Genomic DNA, 20,226 nt, shown 5'->3' with positions numbered 1-20,226 from the left:
CACCTCCTTTGCCCGCTGTTATCCTAACCAAAATGAAGTGAAACCATGCTGTTCTTGATTCTTATACATAGTTGCTAGCTTTTCCGCTGATTTAGGGAATTTAGCATGTTCGATCGCTTGTTCATAGTTCGAAATATCATAGGACTGGCCTGTACAATACGTAAATAGCTCTCCGATAATTTCAGCGGTAGCGTAGTCACTCCCATTTAGCTTTGGTAACACTTTTTGGAGTAGTTGGCGATCGAAGGCTTCTTCTTTCGTCATTAAGCCACCGAGTTTGTTGTAAATCATATAAAAACAGATCTCATCACGAATACGGTAACCAAAATGACTATTATTTTTTTTCAATATATTGTTGATCTCGATCAGTCGATTCGTCGTATTTTGAATCAGAGCTTGATGGTCAGCTAACGCATCCTTTAAGGTTAAATACTTGGTCTTTAGGACGTCATTTGTAACGGGATAAGCTTCTACTTCTTGTTCATTTTCAGTAAGACTTGGAAAGAAACCAAGATCTACTTTGTTGAACTCCATTGTATTGGCACGGTCTAACACCTTAGAACTAAATGGGTGAGTAGTTTCATCCATATTAACGGTACCGATGATATAGACATTATCAGGAATGATGACTCGTTTCCCAAAGCTTTCTGGTGTAGGGACCTGGGAAGTTACAATTCGATCTCCTAACCACTTCCTGCTCTCCATGACACTTAATAAGTCACTAAAATAGTATTCTACTCTTGCCAAGTTCATTTCATCTAATAGGATAAAGTAGGGAAGTTCAGGGTTCTTTTCTGCTTCATGGAGCACCTTTGTTAGTGGGCCAGGTTTAAAGTCTCCTTTGATATCTTCATAGCCAATCAGTTCTGAACCATCACTCCAGTCTGGACGAACGGGAATAAGGTGAAATTGGCCGTTTTCTTCTGTTGCTCCGATACTGTTAGCAAACTTCTCTACTATTTTCGTTTTTCCTGTTCCCGATATACCGGAAAGAATGACAAATGGCTTCGTTTGTAAGGCGAGATAGAGACTCTTCACTTCTTCTTTTTGATAATAGAAGCCCTCATTCTGGATGTAGTTGTATACATGATCGACTAGTTCTTCATCTGAGAGATTAGTAACTATACGCTTCGGTTGGTTAGGAATAAACTTAGCTGGAAAGACATCAGAATAATTATTCAGTAGATACCCAGCAAATTCTTTCGATACCGGATAAAAATAACCTTGCTTCACATTGCCATTAACATCGAATGGACCTGTTTCTCGTTTGCGTTTATCCTCGGGAATAGTAATTTTTTTGAGTTTTGGGTCTAGAGGATAATATTGGACACGGAGAAGGTTGCCATCTTCACCCCATTGGTCCGTAGTAAACGTAGATGGTTTCTTACTGGTGATAGCTTTTTCTGTTACTTCACATATAGAGTGGATAGCTCCTTGAGAATAAGCAAACACGACGTCTCCAGGGTTAGCTTTTAATAAATCCGTATGATGGGTGAGCGGAGTGCCTTGCTTGTTTTTCTTAGGAGCCCATAAAAAGCCGCCCTCTACTTCGTCTTTCGCTGTTTGGCCTTGATTAACCCACCAGTAATTACGATTGCTAGTTTCGTCAGGCATTTCGAACACATTCCCATCCTCATCTATTATTTCCGCATATATTAGCCAGTTAAAAATATTTCTTATTCGATAATCCGCTACAGATTCTTTAATAGTTGTTTGGTCTCTGGAACTTACTACTGTTAAGTAGGCAATCTCTTTAACCACTTGAAACTTTTCATTCTTGGTGTAGTTCGGCATAACTTTTAACAATTCATAAACCATATGAATGAACGGGCTTTGGAGCATCTGGTTTCTAAGTTCCTCTAAAGAGTTATCATGGTTGATTAATCTATTATCACTGTCTAAATACCCTAGCAGTCGCAAACTTTGTCGAGCGTTTGACTTTAAACGTTGGATATTCTCTTTTGTAAATGCTTGACGGATTTCATCTGCAGAATATTCTTCATTTATTAGCTCCTGTAGCATGGTAAGTATTTGATCGATATTACTTTCCGGTAAATATAAAGTGTTGAATTTTTTTATTTGGATCCGATAATTATCGAGCTTTTCCACAAAAGGTAAGTAAGATAAAAAAGCCAAGATAAAAGAATGCCTACGTCCTAAATCTATAAAATCCTGATCGTTAACCGTTTTTTTATTGAGTAAGATATCCAGCGCTTGTTCCAACCATTTATATTGGATAAGTACATAAGGAACTTGTTTTTCTCCGTCTTGATACTTTTTGCGAGAAGATCTAGTTTCTACATGGATACCATTGTCGCTTGATGACACTATGTAATTAGGTGCTTTTGTACCTAATGTATAAATCGTTTCTAGTTGTTTAGCAAAATCTACTATAAATCTATTTAACATGGAAATTCCTCCGGCCAGGGGTGTTTTATATTAATGGTATCACAAAAGGAAATGATTTCTAATATACGAACAGGAGAAAGCAGTTCATGGGATACATTTATAGCTCTACAAAAAAGTTTTCTAAACCTACCATATTTTTCAATATTTAATAAGGAGAACTTAATATAATTAGATTATAGAAACTATTTAACTGATATAGGCTTTTTTAGGTCTTATGTAAAAAAACGAATTATGAAAAGCTTTTCGAAATATATTTATACAAACACGACTTAAAAACAAACCAGAAACTCAATAATTATCAGAAAAATAGGAAATATATTAATATTCTTGTTGATGTAGCGCTTTCATTTTGGTAAGATAAGTTTTGAAAAGCTTTTCAAAAAAGTTTTATCTATGAAGGGGGCACTCAAATGAAGAAATTCCTAGGTATATTTACTTTCTTTTCATTGATTTTATTAATGGTCGCTTGTAATGGAGATGAAGGAGAATCAACTGGTGATGATGGGGAAGTTACTTTGCAATTTTGGGGAGGGGTTCCTGCGGAAAATGGACCCCAAGAAGCTGTTGATAAGTGGAATGAAGAAAATCCCGATGTGCAAGTAGAATACACTAGATACGTTAATGACGAAGATGGGAACTTAAAGGTGAATACTGCATTGCAGACAGGGGAAGAACTGGACATCTTGATGTCCCATTCGCCAAATGATTACGAACAGAGAGTGGACTCCGGATTTTTAATGGATCTAAGCGATAAAGATGTTGAAACTTACATCGAAGAAAATATTGGTTCTGCTGCATCTAAATGGAAAATGAAGGATAGTTATTATGCATTACCAACTAACATAAATGCAATTTTTATAATGATGAATCAGGATGTTCTGGAAGAAAAAGGGATAGATATTCCTGAAAAGCTAACTTGGGAAGAACTGCAGGATATTGCAAAACAACTTAAGGGTGAGTTCGAATATCCTTACGCGTTAGATAGTAACAATATTCACGGAATAGTTCAAAATGCCTTGATTGATGAAGGTTTCGTAGGAGAAGATGGCAAATCAAACCTTGATCATCCAAATGTCAAAAAAGGATTGGAAATTACTTATCAAATGATGCATGAAGACGAAGTGATGCCTAAATTGTCTGAACAAGAAGCGACTAACATGGCTCCTGAGCAAATGTTCCTTAATGGAGAAATCGGCTTGTACCAGGCAGGAGCATGGCGCCTGCGCTTAGCTAACGACTTGGATGAATATCCGAGAGACTTCAAAATTGCCTTTGTTCCATATCCGAACTTTGAAGGTCAGAGTACACCAGCGCACCATGTGGAAGATGCGATGTCCATTGTGGCAGAATCTGAGCATCCAGATGAAGCTTGGGAATTCATCCAATGGTATGCAGAGGAAGGTATGATTGAACTTGCACCAGGTGGACGAGTACCTGCTTCTGAGAAAGGTCCTCAGGAAGAAGCGCGTGAAATGATTATTTCTGGTAAAGAAGATACTTATAACGTAGACTCTTTGAATCGTACGTATGAAGTGGAAAACACGGCTATCTTGCTTGAGCCAAACTACCAAGTCCTTGATAACATCAATCAGGAACTGGAAAAATACTTCTTAGGAAATCAAAGCATTGATGAAACGATAGAAAACATGGTGAGCTTCCACAACGATTATCTCTCACGTAACTGATAATGAAAGTTGAAGAAGAAGCAAGTTAATAAGGATTTTTTCCTCATTAGCTTACTTCTTCCTATTTTTATCATATTGTGCTTAGAACTAATGTACTGGAAAGGCGGAGTAGCGTGAAGTGGATGAAAAGGCAGAAATACATTGGATACTTATTCATATTGCCTAGTGTAATAGGTGTTTCTACTTTCTTCTTATTCCCACTGATATTTTCACTTGTGCTTGCATTCACTAATTGGAGTGGGCCAGCAGGGATAGGAAGAGAGTTTATAGGATTCGAAAATTTTAAACGTTTGTTGAGTGATCAGGTGTTTTTTGAGGCATTAGTTAATAATTTTTATTACTTGCTCCATGTGCCGATCTCTATATTTCTAGGCTTTATAATTGCGGTTATTTTAAATAAAAGCGTATATTTTAAGAATGCCTTAAGAGCTACTTTTTTTATGCCATATCTAATTAGCAGTATTGCCATTGGGTTTGTATGGATGTTGTTATTCCACCCGTCTAACGGTCCTATCAATAATATCTTGATGACGTTCGGAATTGATAATCCTCCAGGATGGCTATCATCTACTGATTCATCGATGCTGGCTATTGTTATCATGTCGGCCTGGCAGATCATGGGATTCAACATTATAATTTTTCTAGCTGCCCTCCAAGATGTACCTAAGAGTTTGGAAGAAGCAGCGATGATAGATGGTGCTAAAAAGTTTCAGATTGTCCGTTATGTAACTTTCCCGTTTGTAAGTCCAATCACGTTCTTTTTATTCATCATCGGAACAATCAATGCGTTCAAGAATTTCGGTTTAATCCAAGCTGTAACAGGCGGGGGACCTGCTAACAGTACGAACATTCTCCCGTTGTATGTTTATCAAACTGCTTTCAGATATTACGAACTTGGCTATGCTTCTGCGATTGCAATCGTGCTGTTTCTGATTATTTTTATTATTACTCTCGTCCAATGGTACGGGCAAAAAAAATGGGTGCATTACTAAAAGGAGGAGAGATGGGAAGTGCCACAGTCTACTACAGTACAAAATGAAAAAAGAAACAAAAGTAAGCTCATTACGACAATAATTATGATTATTGCCGGTTTGATCATGATTATTCCGTTTTTTTGGATGATAAGTACTTCTTTTAAAAGCCAATCGGAAGTGTTTGGAAGTGGATTTAGTTTGCTTCCTTCAACGTTCAATTGGTCCCCCCATGAAAGGGTATGGTTCGGTGATACAAGCTTTTTACTTTATTATTTCAACTCACTAAAAGTAGCCGTTATTGGTACTAGTTCAGCAATTATCATAGGAGCTCTAGCTGCATATGGTTTTGCCAAAGTTGAATTCAAAGGAAGAAATCTTCTTTTTATGTTATATCTGGCAATGATGATGGTGCCACCTCAAGTATTATTTGTGCCTAAGTTTATCATGTTTGATTTTGCCGGTATATATAATACTCACTGGGCTTTAATACTACCAACCGCTTTTACTATAATTGGTGTATTTTATATGAGGCAGTTTTTTCTCACGCTGCCAAAAGAGTTGTCAGAGGCCGCATTTATAGATGGAGCAGGACATTTCAAAATCTTTTTTCGCATTTGTTTGCCTTTAGCTAAGCCTACCATCGCTACGTTTGCTATTTTAGATTTTACTTGGAATTGGAACAATTATGAAGATGCCTTAGTATTTTTGGTCAGCGAACACTTGTATACTGTGCCTCTTGGGTTGAATAATTTTGTATTAGAATTTTCTATAGATTATCCTGGAATGATGGCTGCAGCTACTGCTTCTGTCGTTCCGATTATAATTATTTTTCTGATAGGTCAAAGGTTTATAATAGAAGGCTTAGTAAGCACTTCTGTTAAAGGATAAAAGGAGGATTATAATGAGTGAAAATAATTTAAAAGCAGATGTTGTCATTATAGGCGGAGGAGTAGGCGGTGTAAGTGCTGCTTTATCTGCCGCAAAAAGCGGTAAAAGTGTAATCATGACTGAAGAGACCCAATGGATCGGTGGTCAATTGACCGGGCAGGCAGTCCCACCTGACGAACATCCGTGGATTGAACAGTTTGGTTGTACTGCTACATACCGTGAATTCAGAGATCGTGTCCGTGAATATTATAGAAATCATTATCCTCTCACTCCAAAAGCTAGAAGAGAGAGGAATCTTAACCCTGGGAACGGTTGGGTGAGCCGGCTATGTCACGAGCCTAAAGTGGCTTTGGCTGTGTTAAATGATATGCTAGCTCCCTATATCTCTCGTGGCTCCATTACTTTATTATTAGAACACAGAGTTGCTGGTGCTGAATTAAACAAAGATGTAATTACTTCTTTGACTATAGAGAATGTAAGAACCAAAAAAAATAAAGAACTCGTCGGAGGATATTTTCTTGATGCTACAGAGTGTGGGGATGTTTTGCCGGTAGCTAATGTTGAATATGTTACAGGAGCAGAATCAAAAGAAGATACTGGAGAACCTAGTGCACTGGATGAAGCAGATCCAATGGATATGCAAGCGATTAGTTTATGTTTTGCATTAGATTACAAGGAAGGCGAAAATCATACGATAGAGAAGCCAGAACAGTATGAGTTCTGGAAAGAGTATCATCCTGATTTCTGGCCGGATAAGCTTTTAAGTTGGACCCACCCATTCCCCGAAAACCTTAAACCTTGGACGCGTGACCTTTTCAAACAGGAAGGCAGATCCATTATTGATTCCTTATGGCTTTTCCGACGTATCATCGACAAAGATAATTTTGAAGAGGGGACGTACGACAGTGATATCATCATGGTTAACTGGCCGCAAATCGATTACTGGCTGGGACCTGTTATTGATGTAAGTGAAGAAGAGCGTGAAAAACATCTTGAAGGAGCAAAACAGTTATCCCTTTCTTTCCTTTATTGGATGCAAACAGAAGCTCCAAGACCGGATGGAGGGAAAGGGTATCCAGGACTACGCTTGAGAAAAGATATTGTAGATAGCGAAGATGGTATGGCTGAGCCTTATATCAGAGAATCTAGAAGAATCGAAGGGTTATTTACTGTCAAAGAACAGCATGTCAGCCCAAATCACCAGGAAGGTGTTCGAGCTGAGTATTTCAAAGATTCGGTTGGAGTAGGAAGTTATAGAATTGATCTTCATCCGAGTACAGGGGATCGCAATTATATTGATGTTTCCAGTTTACCTTTTCAAATTCCTTTAGGGGCACTTATACCTAAGCGTGTCAAAAATTTGATTGCAGCTGGAAAAAATATAAGTGTTACTCATATTACCCAAGGATGTTACAGGCTGCACCCAGTGGAATGGAACATTGGTGAATCTGCAGGTTTCCTTGCGGGATATTGTTTGGATCATCAAATCGAGCCTAAGCAGTTGTATAATGAAGAAACACACGTAAGTGATTTTCAGGATTTTATTAAGGGTCACGGCGTAGAAATTGAATGGCCTCAGTTAGAAATCCGTTAAAGGAAGGGTAGCAATGGTAGAAAAGCAGTGGATGGGTACTTTGAATAATATATTTATCTGGTTTGCAAATATAGCTTATTTGAATATACTTTGGCTATTTTTCACTATATTAGGACTGGTAGTGGCTGGTATTGGCCCATCCACTGTTGCTTTGTTTTCAGTTATTAGACAGCTGCTTCCTAAAGATAGTGAAGTTAAAATCACCAAAACTTTTCTATACTACTATAAGCGTGCTTTCATACAAGCGAATTTACTATTTTATACGATGCTTCTCATAGGAGCAATCATCGCTGTTGATTTATACTTTTTATACCAGGTAGACAATATTTGGGCTAATGTTTTTCAGTTTTTATTATTGATTATCAGTATATTTTATATTGTAACAATCATTTATTTAGTTCCTGTGTATGTCCATTATGACTTATCCTTTATGCAATATTTCAAGCAGGCTGTATTGGTTTCTTTTCTGAAACCTTTCTATACATTGTTCATTATTCTATCTCTGATTCTATGTTATTTTATTTTCATTTACTTGCCGCCTCTTCTGATTTTTCTTTCAGTCAGCCTGCCAGCTTTTTTTATTGCAGCCACGGCTAACCATTTATTTTATAAAATTGAAATGAAATCCGGCAAGAATTCAGAGAGGACAGGTTGATTGATAATGAAAACTATTACGATAAAAGATGTTGCAAAACTTTCTGGGGTATCTATAAGTACAGTCTCCAGAGTGTTGAATGCACCAGAAAGTGTAAAAACTGAAAAAAGAGAAAAAGTATTAAAAGCAATTAAACAGTTAAATTATCACCCAAATGCATTAGCGCGGGGCCTTATATATAAAAGGACTAAATCCATAGGAGTGTTGATTCCGGATATATCCAATCCGTTTGTAGCTGGTGTCATAAGAGGAATGGAAGATGAAGGTCGTGAATTAGGGGTGAATTTAATACTTTGTAATACAGATAGAAATCAAGAAAGAATGGTTCGCTATTTGAAAGTTTTAAAAGAAAAACAGGTGGATGGTATCGTCTTCACCAGTGATCCTATCAACGAGGAATATTATCAAATATTCAATGAAATAGACCTTCCTATCGTTTTGGCTGCTACGGAGTCAAGGGAATATAACATTCCTTCTGTGAAAATAGAAGATGAGAAGGCAGCATATGACGCAGCCTTATATTTGATTGAAAAAGGTCACACTGAAATTGGAATGATCAGCGGCCCTACAACGGACACTATCGCTGGTTTCCCGAGGTACATGGGGTTTAAACAAGGGTTACGCGATAAGCTTTCTTTAGAAAATAATAATATAGAATTTGGTTTTTTTGATTATGATTCCAGCTATAAAGCAATGGAACGTTTGTATGATAAAAATCCTAAAATAACCGCAGTTTTTTGTGCAAGTGATGAAATGGCTCTAGGAGCTATATCTTTTTTGAATACCAAAGGAATTAATGTTCCTGAAGACATTTCTATCCTTGGTTTTGATAATACAAAAATCGCTCAAATGAGTATCCCAAAGCTTACTACAATAAGCCAACCAATGTATGAAATAGGAAAACACGCAATATTGAAGTTGGAAAAAATGATAAGTGGTGAAAGCCTGGAGGATGTAGTTACATATCTGCCCCATACAATTGTTGAAAGGGAGTCTGTAAAACATCTGTAATAGCAGGAATAACTGTATGGAAGGGCTTAAAGATTTAAGGAAATTACATAAAGGGTACGTAATATCCTCCATTAATTCAAATCGGTATTACTATAAATGTAAAAAGTAGTAAAGGGTGTTAAAGGTATGTCGTGGAGTATCGAAAGTAAGGAAGTAAACCATAACGATTTTTTGACAGAAGAAAGTCTTTTTTTTCTTGGGAACGGTTACTTAGGTGTAAGAGGTAATTTTGAAGAAGGGTATCAGGAAAACGATAAAACTATACGAGGCACCTACATTAATGCTTTCTACGATGAGGTAGAAATTAAATATGGGGAAAAGCTCTACGGTTTTCCTAATACCCAGCAAAAAATGCTTAATATCATCGATTCCCAAAGCGTACAAATATGGCTCGACGGGGAAAAGTTTTCATTGTTTCAGGGGGAAGTATTAGATTATCAACGCATGCTAAGGATGGATAAAGGCTATTCAGAAAGAATGGTACATTGGAAGTCTCCGAAAGGTAGAGAAATCAAAATATGGTTCAAGAGGCTTGTTTCTTTTGTAAGAAAAGAAGTATTTGTGCAGGAAGTAAAAGTGGAGCCTCTAACAGAAATCAAGGAGATTTCTATTAATTCTGTTTTGGACAGTGATGTGGCTAACTTTTCGGATCCGGATGATCCTCGCTTAGCTTCTGCACATGAAAAATTGCTTTCTGTAAAAGATGTATATGAAAAAAGCGGATGCCAAATTGCTATTGCTGAAACACTGGAAACAAAATTGTCAGTTTGCTGTGCTTCCAGAACTTTTTTGGATAGGGAAGATTATGAGTACTCTCATAAAATAAAAGATAAAAAGATAGAAGAATCATATTCACTCTCCGGCAATAAAAACGTGACTTTTACTAAACACAATATTTACATGGATTCATTAAGATATAATGAAAACCTTGGAGATCAGGCGTTTAACCTTCATCAGGGGATAGCTGATGATAGATTCGAAGATTTTTTGAAAGAGCAAATACAATATTTGGATGATTTTTGGAAAACTTCAGATATTCGTATTGAAGGAGATACAAAGTTACAGCAAGGAATCCGTTTCAATATGTTTCATTTACTTCAATCTGTCGGAAAAGATTCTATGAGCAATATTTCTGCAAAAGGTTTGTCAGGCGAGGGTTATGAAGGGCATTATTTTTGGGATACAGAAATATACATGTTCCCAGTCTTTTTAATGACAAATCCTCAGATTGCTAAAAACCTATTATTGCACCGTTATTCTATATTAGATAAAGCTCGTCAAAGGGCGAAAGAAATGGGACACCAAAAAGGAGCTTTATTCCCATGGCGTACCATTACAGGGGGAGAAAGTTCCGCTTTTTTCCCTGCAGGAACAGCTCAATATCATATAAATGCAGATATAGCATATAGTTATGTGCAATATTATTTAGTGTCAAAAGATGAAGAATTCATGAAAAAAGAAATGGCAGAAGTTATGTTTGAAACTGCGCGACTTTGGCTAGATGCTGGTCACTTTTATAAAGAACAATTCAGAATTAATAGTGTTACGGGTCCAGACGAGTATACCTGTATAGTGAATAACAACTATTATACAAATGTTATGGCGAAATATAATTTATTGTGGGCTGTTAAAGTATACAATCGTTTAAACAGTGATGATCCTGAGAGTTTATCAAGTTTAATGAAAGAACTCAATTTGAAAGAACAAGAAGTTTGTGAATGGGAAAAAGCTGCTGAAACAATGTTCCTACCACATAATGAAGAATTGAAAATAGATGAACAGGATGATACTTTTCTGACAAAAGAACTATGGGATCTCAGCTCCACTCCAAAAGAAAAATTTCCACTATTGTTAAACTATCATCCCCTTGTGTTATATCGTCATCAAGTATGTAAACAGGCGGATACCGTGCTTGCGCATTTTTTATTAGAAGATTTCACTGATAGGGAAACCATTGAAAATTCCTATAACTATTATGAAAAAATCACAACACACGACTCTTCTTTATCGTACTGTGTGTTCAGTATTATGGCTTCTAAACTAGGTTATAGAGACAAAGCTTATAATTATTTTAGTAAGACTTCCAGATTGGATTTAGAAAATATCCATGGGAATACAAAAGATGGGTTGCATATGGCTAATATGGGTGGTACCTGGATGGGAATAGTATATGGATTTGCTGGACTAAGAATTAAAGAAGCAGGTATTCATTTTTCACCTATACTTCCTGAAGAGTGGGATGCTTTAGAATTTAATATTACCTATGATAAGCGTCTTATCAATGTTTATTTAACTAAAGGGAAAGTAACTTATACGTTAAAGGCTGGACAAGGTGTTAACATTTTTCATCAGGGAATAGAGACATCACTTGAATTAGGGATACCGAAAGAAAAAGAAACGGAATCTCCTATTTATACTTCCTATTGAATAAAGTGCCTAGCCCCGATTCGTAGTAAATAATCACGAGCCGGGGTTAAGGCATTTTTAAAGAAAAAAGTGGCAGCGGAACCGTTTAATAGATGGAATCTCCTTGTGATGCATGGAGATTTTACATTTTCCTTTTATTACTTAATGTATATCGTCATTTCTATAAGCCTCTAAGAACGGTTGAAGCTTTTTCCTCGCTTCCCTTCCCCAGTTCTTCACAGCGTTGATGGTGGTATTTTCTAATTGGGCAATCTGAGCATATGTTAAGTCTGCCAAATGATGATGCTCGAACCATTTGGTTTGCTTTTCGTTGAGAACCTCTAATATCTCTTCTAGGAGAAATGGGTCTAAATGTTTGGACGGGTGGTACGGTATCGGTGTGGTGCTTAGGCTTTCCAATGTTTTTGCATGGGTCTTTTCGATACGGTGAAGATCGATGAAGCGATAGTTGATTCTATGATAGAAGTGTGTACAAAAGCTGGAGCGTTCTGGGTCGTGTATTTGCAAGGTTTCATATAACACAATGAGTCCTTCCTGGTACAACTCTTCTCGATCAAGAAGAGGGAATTGGTTAATGAATTTGTAGATTATTTTCTCGCATTTTGGGAGGTAGCTTGTAAAGTCTGTTGTCATGTAAGTTTCCATTCCGAAAGCTTTCTATCTTTTGCCAGCTACTTGATTATATATGGGTATTTAGTTGGTGTGGGTAAAAAATACATAAAGTACAAATTATTGACATATTACGACAATTTAATTTTGGATAAGTGACTATTAGCACATACGCCAGGATGATTTTTTGGGTATATTGGAGTGGTGTGCTTTTGGTTCGGGTCACTGACCCACGGTATTTTGATCTATGGATAGGGTTGACATTTACCAATATTAGTTTTTGTTGTGGAAGTGTGTGGGCTAAGTTCAGGCACCCTTGGTTGGTGGGCAACAAAAAGCAAGCACCTGCATGAATGGGTGCTTGTTTTAGTGTTGGGGGATCTAACTCTTCGTCATTTCTCTGACTAATTCACGGTTTCTCTTTTTTAAGACATCATTATGAGATGACACCATGGCAACAGCATTGGCGTCTGGTTGGATGAATTGTTTGGCTTTATTTATGGCGTTGGCTGCATCCTGGAAGGCGCCGGCGATCAGGTTCAGCTTTCCTTCGTGGTTCAGGATATCTCCTGCTGCATAGACGCCTTCCACCGAGGTTTCGCTCGTTGCCGTTCCTTTTACGAAGTACTGATCGACTAACTGGATATCGAATTTGGTGTTTTTCAGTAACGAGGTGTCCTGATCAAAGCCGTGATTGACGATGACGTCATCTACCTCTAAGTAAAAACTTCCCCCGGTCTGATTACTGGTCAGCTCCACCTGCGAGATGGTTTCATGGTCTTCTGAAGCCAGTAACTTCGAAATCGTGGTATAGGGAAAACACTCGACCGAGCTGTTTTCTAATTGGGTGATTTGCGCTTCATGGCCGTTCAGGCAATCTTTACGGTAAGCTAAGTAAACTTTTTTGGCGACTGGTTCTAATTCATTTGCCCAATCGATCGCTGAGTTTCCGCCGCCGGATATGATGACCGTTTTATCTTTAAATGTTTTCAGTGACTTTACCGTATAGTGGAGGTTGCCAAGTTCGAATCTCTCCGCTCCTTCAATGTTCAGCTTCTGAGGCATTAAGATTCCGCTGCCTACCGCAACAATGACTGTTTTGGAATAATGAATTCTTCCTGACGCCGCTTCGAGTAGAAAGGTGCCCGTTTCATCCCGTGAGATGGCAACGACTTTTTCATTGAGAACGACTTCCGGATTGAAGGTTAATCCTTGTTCAATCAGCTGGTCCATGAGCTGCTTTCCTGGAACGGGAGGGAGGCCGCCGACATCCCAGACCATTTTTTCCGGATATATTTGTACTTTCCCGCCTAATTGCGGCTGGAATTCGATGATTTTTGTTTTCATTTCCCGCAGTCCACTGTAAAAGGCAGAATAAAGCCCCGCAGGTCCTCCGCCGATAATGGTAACATCAAAGCATTCCTTTTCCATGAAATTACTCCCCCTCCAATATGTAAATCCATTTAAACCGATAAACTTTATATGGAAAATGTTGTTGACAAAGCGAGCGAGCCGACTTATAGTATCATTATAAACGAAAGTGATAATCATTCTCAACAAAATATTTTATTTGGAGGCTTCACGATGCGCCGTTTATCAACTGAACGTCTACATATCGGCTATGGGGACAAAACGATTGTCAGTGATTTGACATTGGAAATACCAGATCAGAAAATCACCACGATCATCGGTTCTAATGGGTGTGGGAAATCCACCTTATTGAAAGCGATGACACGGATTATTCCCTATCAATCGGGATCGGTGATTCTTGATGGTGCCAGTATCTCAAGGGAAGATACAAAATCGTTGGCCAAAAAGATGGCGATTCTCCCACAGAATCCGGAAAGTGCTGCCGGACTGACAGTCGGGGAATTGGTGTCTTATGGACGTTTCCCTTATCAGAAAGGGTTCGGCCGTTTGAACAAAAAAGATATCGAGGTCATTGACTGGGCGCTTGAAGAGACAGGGATCTTACCGTTCAAGTACCAGCCTGTCGATGCGTTGTCCGGCGGGCAGCGTCAGCGGGTCTGGATTGCCATGTCCCTTGCCCAGGAAACCGAGATGATTTTCCTTGATGAACCGACGACGTATTTAGATATGGCTCATCAGCTCGAGGTCCTGGAACTATTGCAGAAATTAAACAGGGAACAGGGCCGGACGATTGTTATGGTGCTCCATGATTTGAACCAGGCCGCCCGGTTTGCTGACCATATCATCGCGTTGAAAGAAGGAAAGGTTGTAAAAGCCGGATCCAGTGAAGCGGTGATCCAGAAGGAAGTCCTCCAGGAAGTATTCAAGATTGATGCGGAAATCGGCAGAGACCCTCGCACCAATAAACCAATGTGTATCACTTATAACTTACTTAAAGGAGAAGACGACAATGAAAAAGATACTTATGCCAATCCTGCTCTTATTCGTGCTTATTTTTAGCGCATGTGGAAGCACTTCAGGAGAATCTGCTTCCGGTGAAACAGAAAGTGACAAGGAAAATGACAAGTCAGAAACGATTACCTATGAGTCGGAAAATGGGCCGGTAGAAGTGCCGGCGAACCCGGAACGAGTCGTTGTATTATCGTCCTATGCCGGCAATGTCATGGCGCTTGACGTCAATCTTGTCGGAGTCGATGCCTGGTCGAAGATGAATCCACAATTTGAAGAAGAATTACAGGGTGTCGAAGAAGTCACCGATGATAACCTGGAAAAAATAATTGAGCTTGACCCAGATTTGATTATTGGACTTTCCAACATTAAAAATGTCGATAAATTGCAGGAAATCGCTCCAACTGTTACCTATACCTATGGCAGCCTGGATTATTTAGAGCAGCATATTGAAATCGGAAAACTTTTGAACAAAGAAGAAGAAGCGACACAATGGGTGGAAGATTTTAAAGCACGTGCCCAGCAGGCAGGCGAAGACATCCGTGCTGAAATCGGGGAAGATGCTACCGTTTCTGTCATTGAAAACTTCGAAAAGCAGCTGTATGTGTTTGGTGACAACTGGGGACGCGGCACGGAAATTCTTTATCAGGAAATGAACCTGAAGATGCCTGAGAAAGTAAAAGAGATGGCGCTCGAAGATGGTTACTATGCCATTTCTCCAGAAGTACTTCCGGAGTATGCCGGCGATTATGTCGTGTTCAGTAAAAATGCCGATTCCGAAACCTCTTTCCAGGATACAGAGACGTACAAGAATATCCCGGCCGTGAAAAATGACCAGGTCATCGAAGTGAATGCCAAGGAGTTTTACTTCAACGATCCGGTGACATTGGAGTATCAGCTGGAGACATTCAAGGACGCATTTCTAAACGAGTAATCTATGAGAGGAATTCATCCGTTGAATTCCTCTTCTTATTTGGCTAGCTTCAACGCCCAGACACTCGCGACATAAGCAACCCGTCTTGCGGAAGGGAAGGACGCCTTTCTCCAGCCGTTTTGTTTATGCGTGTCGTGTCTTTCCGGGCGCTTGCGCTTTTCTTTTTGAATCATTTTACAGAGAAGATGGGGTTTCTATGACGAAGTACAAACAGCTTACACGTTCATTTACATATCAGATTATGATTGGCTTGGTCGTATTGAGCCTTTCATTCGCAGCAGCGATGTTTTTTGGTGCAGCAGAGACGACAGCGCGCGATGTATGGCTGGCGCTGACTTCTAATGTGCAGTCGGAAAGCGTCAATATCATCCGTGAGTTGCGTCTCCCACGGGAAGTCGCCGCCATTTTAGTCGGAGCGGGTTTGTCTGTTGCCGGTGCCATCATGCAGGGAATGACGAGAAATCCGCTCGCTGACCCTGGACTGCTTGGGTTGACGGCAGGAGCTAACGCCGCTCTCGCTGTCACGCTGGCCATTTTTCCAACCACCAATTATCTCGGGATGACGATCGCCTGTTTTATCGGGGCAGGTGTCGGGGCAGGACTGGTGTTTGGGATTGGCTCGTTAAAAAGGGGAGGGTTCTCGCCGTTTCGGATTGTACTGGCAGGGGCTGCTGTGTCTGCATTTTTGTTTGCTGTGGCGGAAGGGGTCAGTCTAACTTTTAAAGTATCGAAGGATGTGTCGATGTGGACAGCCGGCGGGTTGGTCGGGGTTTCGTGGACACAAATCCAGGTAATCTTGCCATTCATCCTGATTGGTCTGGTGATTTCCTTTTTGCTTGCCAGGCAGCTGACGATCCTCAGTCTCAATGAGGAAGTAGCCGTAGGTCTCGGACAGAAAACGACGCAGATCAAGGCAATTTTATTTATCCTGATTATCCTGCTGACCGGTGCTACTGTAGCGGTAGTTGGAAATATCGCGTTTCTTGGCTTGATGATTCCTCACATTGTACGCCCGATCGTCGGAAAGGATTATCGCTCGATCCTCCCGATGTCGGCTGTATTCGGTGCTTCTTTTATGCTGTTGGCTGATACGGTCAGCCGGACGATCAACGCACCGTATGAAACACCGGTGGTAGCGATCATCTCCCTGATCGGATTACCTTTCTTCCTATTTATTGTACAAAAGGGAGGGAGGAGTTTCTCATGATACATCCGGCTCTTATAAAAAAACAACGCATGCTTATGGTGATATTGACTTGCTTAATTATCGTGACCATCCTTGTTAGTATGGGAATGGGCTATTCTTCTGTCTCTTTTGACCGTATTCTCCCGACGTTGCTTGGAAATGGAACCTTTAAAGAAGAATTTGTCCTGTTTTCGATTCGGCTCCCCGGAATCATTATTACTCTATTGGCAGGGATGGCACTGGCCCTGTCTGGGGCTATTTTGCAGGGAATTACCCGCAATGATTTAGCGGACCCTGGCATCATCGGGATTAATGCCGGAGCTGGTGTTGCAGTTGCTGTGTTCTTTTTGTTTTTTCCTATTGAAGCAGGCTCGTTCGTGTATTTTCTTCCGATTGCAGCCTTTGTTGGTGCTTTTCTAACGGCTTGCCTGATTTATGTCTTCTCTTACCAGCGAAAAGTGGGGATTCAGCCGACCAGGCTGATCCTGGTTGGTGTCGGGTTTTCGATGGCGTTATCGGGTGCCATGGTCGTCCTCATATCATCCGCTGAGCGGCAAAAAGTAGATTTTATTGCGAAATGGCTCGCGGGGAACATCTGGGGTACTGATTGGCCGTTTATTTTGGCTTTATTGCCATGGCTGATCATCCTGATTCCTTTTACATTGTATAAGTCGAACCGGTTGAATCTATTAGGACTAAGTGAGCCGGTTTCTGTTGGTGTCGGCCTCGCGGTTGAAAAAGAGCGGATCGTCCTGTTGGTAACGGCCGTGGCGCTTGCTGCTTCTGCCGTATCGGTTACCGGGGGAATCGCCTTTATCGGACTGATGGCACCGCACCTTGCTAAATCATTAATCGGTCCAAGAAACCAATTGTTTTTGCCCTTGGCTTTATTGATTGGCGGGTGGCTGCTGTTGTTTGCAGATACAATCGGACGAAATGTGCTAGAGCCTGAGGGGGTTCCTGCAGGGATTATGGCAGCGTTGATTGGTGCTCCTTATTTTATTTATTTATTGTTGAAGAAGGTTTAGCTTGTTTGCTGTGGGTGACTGACCCACGGTAGGAAACGCTTAGTTTTACAAGTAGTAGTCTTTCTTGTACTTTAAGAAAGTTTAACCTTGTTAAAGGATTAAAGTATAAGAAATACTTGGCTTTCGCCATAAGGACTTGGCGATAAGCCAAGTATTTCTAATGGAAGTGAGTGGGCGAGGCTCAGGAACCCTTGATGTCGCTGTGGGTTTATACTAATTAGGAGCCAACTTGATCGTAGGATGGTAGAATATAGATAGATATTCTGCGAGAGGGAGAAGAAGACATGGCTGGAAGCAAAACTAACAGGAAGTTCAAAAAAGCGTTGAGAAAAGTTTTCTTCAAAAATGTTCTCCCGTTGCTGATTGTCATCGGCGCCATTCAGCTATTTGCAAACAACCCTATTGATATCAATGTAAGCAACCTTACTAATGAAAATAGAGGAAATCTATCAAAGCAAGTGTTGCAGTATGAAGATAAAGTGGAGAAATACGCAAAAGAAGAGGGAATAGAAGATTATGTACCTATTATTCTTGCCTTGATGATGCAAGAATCGGGTGGAAGAGGGAATGATCCCATGCAAGCTTCCGAATCGTATTGTGGTTCTGTTGGTTGTATTGATGATCCGGAAAAATCGATTGAACAAGGAGTTTCCTACTTTGCTCTCACCCTGGAGAAAGCTGATTATAACGTTAAATTAGCTTTACAATCGTATAATTTCGGAGCTGGATTTATCGATTATGTCAGGAATAATGGCGGGGAATACACGGAAGCGTTAGCGATCGAATTCTCTGCGAAGAAGTACGAAGAGTTAGAACATACCGGTATCTATAGCTGTATTCGCGAAGAGGCGCTGCAGTATGAAGCTTGTTACGGTGACATTTATTATGTCGATGCGGTATTGAACTATTATGATGAAGAGAACGAGGAAATTATGTAAGCGAAAGAGGCTGCCTCCTAAAGTCTGTACTTAGGATGCAGCCTTTTTCTCTATTCTATTGGGACTATAGGAGTAATAAATCGGGATTTGCAGGGAAAAATGGAGTCTTGCTCTTTTTGTCGAAGTATGGAAAGATGAACATAGGTTCATTTTTCAAAGGAGGCAAAAGCGTGACTTGTAAACTCAAAGAATTCGAAAATAGTATCATTGCTGAACACCTTCATCGTGCGCTGATTAAAATGGACGGCGTGGAATATGATGATAGCGCCAAGGGGCCGACCATTGGTTACCGTTTAAGCAGGCAAACATTTCAGTTCGCTACGCTGCATGGTGGGAAGGGGTATCAGTCACTTATTTTACATATGAATCCAGGCAACCCGGACTCACGAATTGGCATTGAAAAGCAACGGGAGGTCCAGGAGGTACTGGATTTTGATATCGTAAGCTGCCGAAGTCACCTTTTGAAACGTCATGAAGTTTATATTCCTTTTGAGAAGCTGGATTGTTTGAATGCTCTTGTCTGCATTCAGCCGTTTATTAATGAAGCAATGGAAGTACAAGAGAAAGAAGGAAGGATTGTAGTTTAATCCTTCCTCTTATTTTTTTATTGGAGGAGAAGCTTTTGGCTATAGCAAATTATTCAAAGTTCGCTACATACAAACACCACATAGATTCCTTATCTTCGCCGGATTCAGATGAAATGTTGACCAGTGAGACTTTTCTGCTTGATCAAGATCAGGCGAAAAACCTGGAAATCTACTACGCACCATTTGAACATGTGAATGAGGATGCGAAAGTAGTGATTGTCGGAATTACTCCCGGCCTTCACCAAATGAAGAAATCTTTTTCTACGGTTTGGAATTTGAAAGATCAATACATAGAAGATAATGAAGTCCTGAGTGAAGTGAAGAAGAATTCAAGCTTCGAAGGACCTATGCGGAAAAACTTGATTACGATGCTGGACGAGTTAGGGTTGGCTGAGCAATTGGGACTGTCTTCGTCTAGTGAACTTTTTAGTTCTGCTAGTGACCTTGTCCATACGACATCAGTACTTACCTATCCTGTGTTTTACAAAGGAAAGAATTATAGCGGGTCGACTCCTAATCTATTGAAAAACGAGCTGCTCCAAAGATACTTGATTGCTAATTTTCCGCAGGAAATAGAAAAGATGGATAACCCTTTGATTATCCCTTTAGGTGTAAATGTCACCAAAGCTCTCCAGTTTCTGCAGGAGGAGAACTATATGAAAGCTGGGACGATTCAGGAAGGCTTTCCTCATCCTTCTGGTGGAAATGGCCATCGTCATCGGCAATTTGCTGAGAATAAGGACAAAATGAAAAAGATTATTGAGGACTATTTTCTATAACATAAAATGTTGAGCCAGCCTTAGTTCAAATACAATGAACTAAGGCTTTTTAGTTTTAAAAAAAGGTAAGTTTAAACTTCATTGTATTATGGAGGAATTTTCCTTATTATGTCGAAACGTGTAGTTATAAGGTATACATACAT

The 20,226-nt window shown here is 39.8% G+C and carries 17 protein-coding genes; 14 read left to right on the top strand and 3 right to left on the bottom strand.

From position 1 onward, the window contains the following. Positions 1 to 18: 18 nt before the first annotated feature. A complete protein-coding gene (locus ACGTNI_RS01535; protein WP_394459468.1) occupies positions 19 to 2,409 on the bottom strand; it encodes an McrB family protein in 2,391 nt (796 codons plus the stop codon). 410 nt (positions 2,410 to 2,819) lie between these two features. Between ACGTNI_RS01535 and ACGTNI_RS01530 the strand changes: the two genes are divergently transcribed. The 7 genes from ACGTNI_RS01530 (at position 2,820) to ACGTNI_RS01500 (ending at position 11,643) form a co-directional block, all read left to right on the top strand. Continuing rightward, entirely contained in the window at positions 2,820 to 4,094 is a 1,275-nt protein-coding gene (locus ACGTNI_RS01530; protein WP_394459466.1) for an ABC transporter substrate-binding protein, read from the top strand. A 122-nt stretch (positions 4,095 to 4,216) separates the two neighbouring features. Then, positions 4,217 to 5,086: a carbohydrate ABC transporter permease gene (locus tag ACGTNI_RS01525; protein WP_394459837.1), complete on the top strand. Its 870-nt coding sequence runs from the start codon at positions 4,217 to 4,219 to the stop codon at positions 5,084 to 5,086. Positions 5,087 to 5,104: 18 nt separating this feature from the next. After that, on the top strand, positions 5,105 to 5,956 hold the full coding sequence (locus ACGTNI_RS01520; protein ID WP_394459464.1) for a carbohydrate ABC transporter permease: 852 nt from the start codon (positions 5,105 to 5,107) through the stop codon (positions 5,954 to 5,956). Positions 5,957 to 5,969: 13 nt separating this feature from the next. Continuing rightward, entirely contained in the window at positions 5,970 to 7,550 is a 1,581-nt protein-coding gene (locus tag ACGTNI_RS01515) for an FAD-dependent oxidoreductase (RefSeq protein WP_394459462.1), read from the top strand. A 13-nt stretch (positions 7,551 to 7,563) separates the two neighbouring features. Further along, the gene (locus tag ACGTNI_RS01510) at positions 7,564 to 8,205 is read left to right on the top strand and encodes a YesL family protein (RefSeq protein WP_394459460.1); all 642 of its coding nucleotides are present in this window, start codon (positions 7,564 to 7,566) and stop codon (positions 8,203 to 8,205) included. Positions 8,206 to 8,211: 6 nt separating this feature from the next. Continuing rightward, a complete protein-coding gene (locus ACGTNI_RS01505) occupies positions 8,212 to 9,216 on the top strand; it encodes a LacI family DNA-binding transcriptional regulator (protein ID WP_394459458.1) in 1,005 nt (334 codons plus the stop codon). A gap of 126 nt (positions 9,217 to 9,342) precedes the next feature. Then, positions 9,343 to 11,643: a glycoside hydrolase family 65 protein gene (locus ACGTNI_RS01500; RefSeq protein WP_394459456.1), complete on the top strand. Its 2,301-nt coding sequence runs from the start codon at positions 9,343 to 9,345 to the stop codon at positions 11,641 to 11,643. Positions 11,644 to 11,784: 141 nt separating this feature from the next. Here the strand turns inward: ACGTNI_RS01500 and ACGTNI_RS01495 are convergent, their stop codons facing one another. Continuing rightward, on the bottom strand, positions 11,785 to 12,288 hold the full coding sequence (locus ACGTNI_RS01495) for a sigma-70 family RNA polymerase sigma factor (RefSeq protein ID WP_394459454.1): 504 nt from the start codon (positions 12,286 to 12,288) through the stop codon (positions 11,785 to 11,787). 345 nt (positions 12,289 to 12,633) lie between these two features. Then, positions 12,634 to 13,683 (bottom strand): NAD(P)/FAD-dependent oxidoreductase, encoded by a 1,050-nt coding sequence (locus ACGTNI_RS01490; RefSeq protein WP_394459452.1) that lies wholly within the window; start codon positions 13,681 to 13,683, stop codon positions 12,634 to 12,636. Positions 13,684 to 13,836: 153 nt separating this feature from the next. On the opposite strand from ACGTNI_RS01490, the gene ACGTNI_RS01485 reads away from it, so the two are divergent. The 7 genes from ACGTNI_RS01485 to ACGTNI_RS01455 all read left to right on the top strand — a co-directional run bounded on the left by ACGTNI_RS01485 (position 13,837) and on the right by ACGTNI_RS01455 (position 20,083). Then, a complete protein-coding gene (locus ACGTNI_RS01485) occupies positions 13,837 to 14,682 on the top strand; it encodes an ABC transporter ATP-binding protein (protein WP_394459450.1) in 846 nt (281 codons plus the stop codon). Beyond that, complete coding sequence (locus tag ACGTNI_RS01480; RefSeq protein ID WP_394459448.1) at positions 14,633 to 15,565, top strand: iron-hydroxamate ABC transporter substrate-binding protein; 933 nt, start codon at positions 14,633 to 14,635, stop codon at positions 15,563 to 15,565. The genes ACGTNI_RS01485 and ACGTNI_RS01480 overlap by 50 nt, the downstream gene beginning before the upstream one ends. 196 nt (positions 15,566 to 15,761) lie before the next feature. After that, a complete protein-coding gene (locus ACGTNI_RS01475; protein WP_394459446.1) occupies positions 15,762 to 16,772 on the top strand; it encodes a FecCD family ABC transporter permease in 1,011 nt (336 codons plus the stop codon). After that, a complete protein-coding gene (locus ACGTNI_RS01470; RefSeq protein ID WP_394459444.1) occupies positions 16,769 to 17,779 on the top strand; it encodes a FecCD family ABC transporter permease in 1,011 nt (336 codons plus the stop codon). Before ACGTNI_RS01475 ends, ACGTNI_RS01470 begins: the two co-directional genes overlap by 4 nt. Before the next feature lie 284 nt (positions 17,780 to 18,063). Beyond that, positions 18,064 to 18,717 carry a lysozyme family protein gene (locus ACGTNI_RS01465; RefSeq protein WP_394459442.1) on the top strand — a complete coding sequence of 218 codons (654 nt, stop codon included), beginning with the start codon at positions 18,064 to 18,066 and terminating at the stop codon, positions 18,715 to 18,717. Between the two features lie 170 nt (positions 18,718 to 18,887). Beyond that, on the top strand, positions 18,888 to 19,304 hold the full coding sequence (locus ACGTNI_RS01460; protein WP_394459441.1) for a hypothetical protein: 417 nt from the start codon (positions 18,888 to 18,890) through the stop codon (positions 19,302 to 19,304). A gap of 35 nt (positions 19,305 to 19,339) precedes the next feature. Beyond that, positions 19,340 to 20,083, top strand: coding sequence for a uracil-DNA glycosylase family protein (locus ACGTNI_RS01455; protein ID WP_394459439.1), 744 nt, complete (start codon positions 19,340 to 19,342; stop codon positions 20,081 to 20,083). The last annotated feature ends 143 nt before the right edge of the window (positions 20,084 to 20,226 follow it).

Source organism: Thalassobacillus sp. B23F22_16, from assembly GCF_043496955.1.
GTDB classification, from domain to species: domain Bacteria; phylum Bacillota; class Bacilli; order Bacillales; family Halobacillaceae; genus Thalassobacillus; species Thalassobacillus devorans_A.
The sequence above is the reverse complement of the archived record's forward strand: the minus strand, read 5'-3'. Positions and strand labels throughout refer to the sequence as shown.

Coding starts and splice junctions, on each gene's coding strand:
- ACGTNI_RS01505 (WP_394459458.1), top strand. CDS start 8,212: ATGAAAACTATTACGATAAAAGATGTTGCAAAACTTTCTGGGGTATCT.
- ACGTNI_RS01490 (WP_394459452.1), bottom strand. CDS start 13,683: ATGGAAAAGGAATGCTTTGATGTTACCATTATCGGCGGAGGACCTGCG.
- ACGTNI_RS01535 (WP_394459468.1), bottom strand. CDS start 2,409: ATGTTAAATAGATTTATAGTAGATTTTGCTAAACAACTAGAAACGATT.
- ACGTNI_RS01480 (WP_394459448.1), top strand. CDS start 14,633: ATGAAAAAGATACTTATGCCAATCCTGCTCTTATTCGTGCTTATTTTT.
- ACGTNI_RS01530 (WP_394459466.1), top strand. CDS start 2,820: ATGAAGAAATTCCTAGGTATATTTACTTTCTTTTCATTGATTTTATTA.
- ACGTNI_RS01485 (WP_394459450.1), top strand. CDS start 13,837: ATGCGCCGTTTATCAACTGAACGTCTACATATCGGCTATGGGGACAAA.
- ACGTNI_RS01500 (WP_394459456.1), top strand. CDS start 9,343: ATGTCGTGGAGTATCGAAAGTAAGGAAGTAAACCATAACGATTTTTTG.
- ACGTNI_RS01510 (WP_394459460.1), top strand. CDS start 7,564: ATGGTAGAAAAGCAGTGGATGGGTACTTTGAATAATATATTTATCTGG.
- ACGTNI_RS01495 (WP_394459454.1), bottom strand. CDS start 12,288: ATGGAAACTTACATGACAACAGACTTTACAAGCTACCTCCCAAAATGC.
- ACGTNI_RS01515 (WP_394459462.1), top strand. CDS start 5,970: ATGAGTGAAAATAATTTAAAAGCAGATGTTGTCATTATAGGCGGAGGA.
- ACGTNI_RS01465 (WP_394459442.1), top strand. CDS start 18,064: ATGGCTGGAAGCAAAACTAACAGGAAGTTCAAAAAAGCGTTGAGAAAA.
- ACGTNI_RS01470 (WP_394459444.1), top strand. CDS start 16,769: ATGATACATCCGGCTCTTATAAAAAAACAACGCATGCTTATGGTGATA.
- ACGTNI_RS01475 (WP_394459446.1), top strand. CDS start 15,762: ATGACGAAGTACAAACAGCTTACACGTTCATTTACATATCAGATTATG.
- ACGTNI_RS01525 (WP_394459837.1), top strand. CDS start 4,217: ATGAAAAGGCAGAAATACATTGGATACTTATTCATATTGCCTAGTGTA.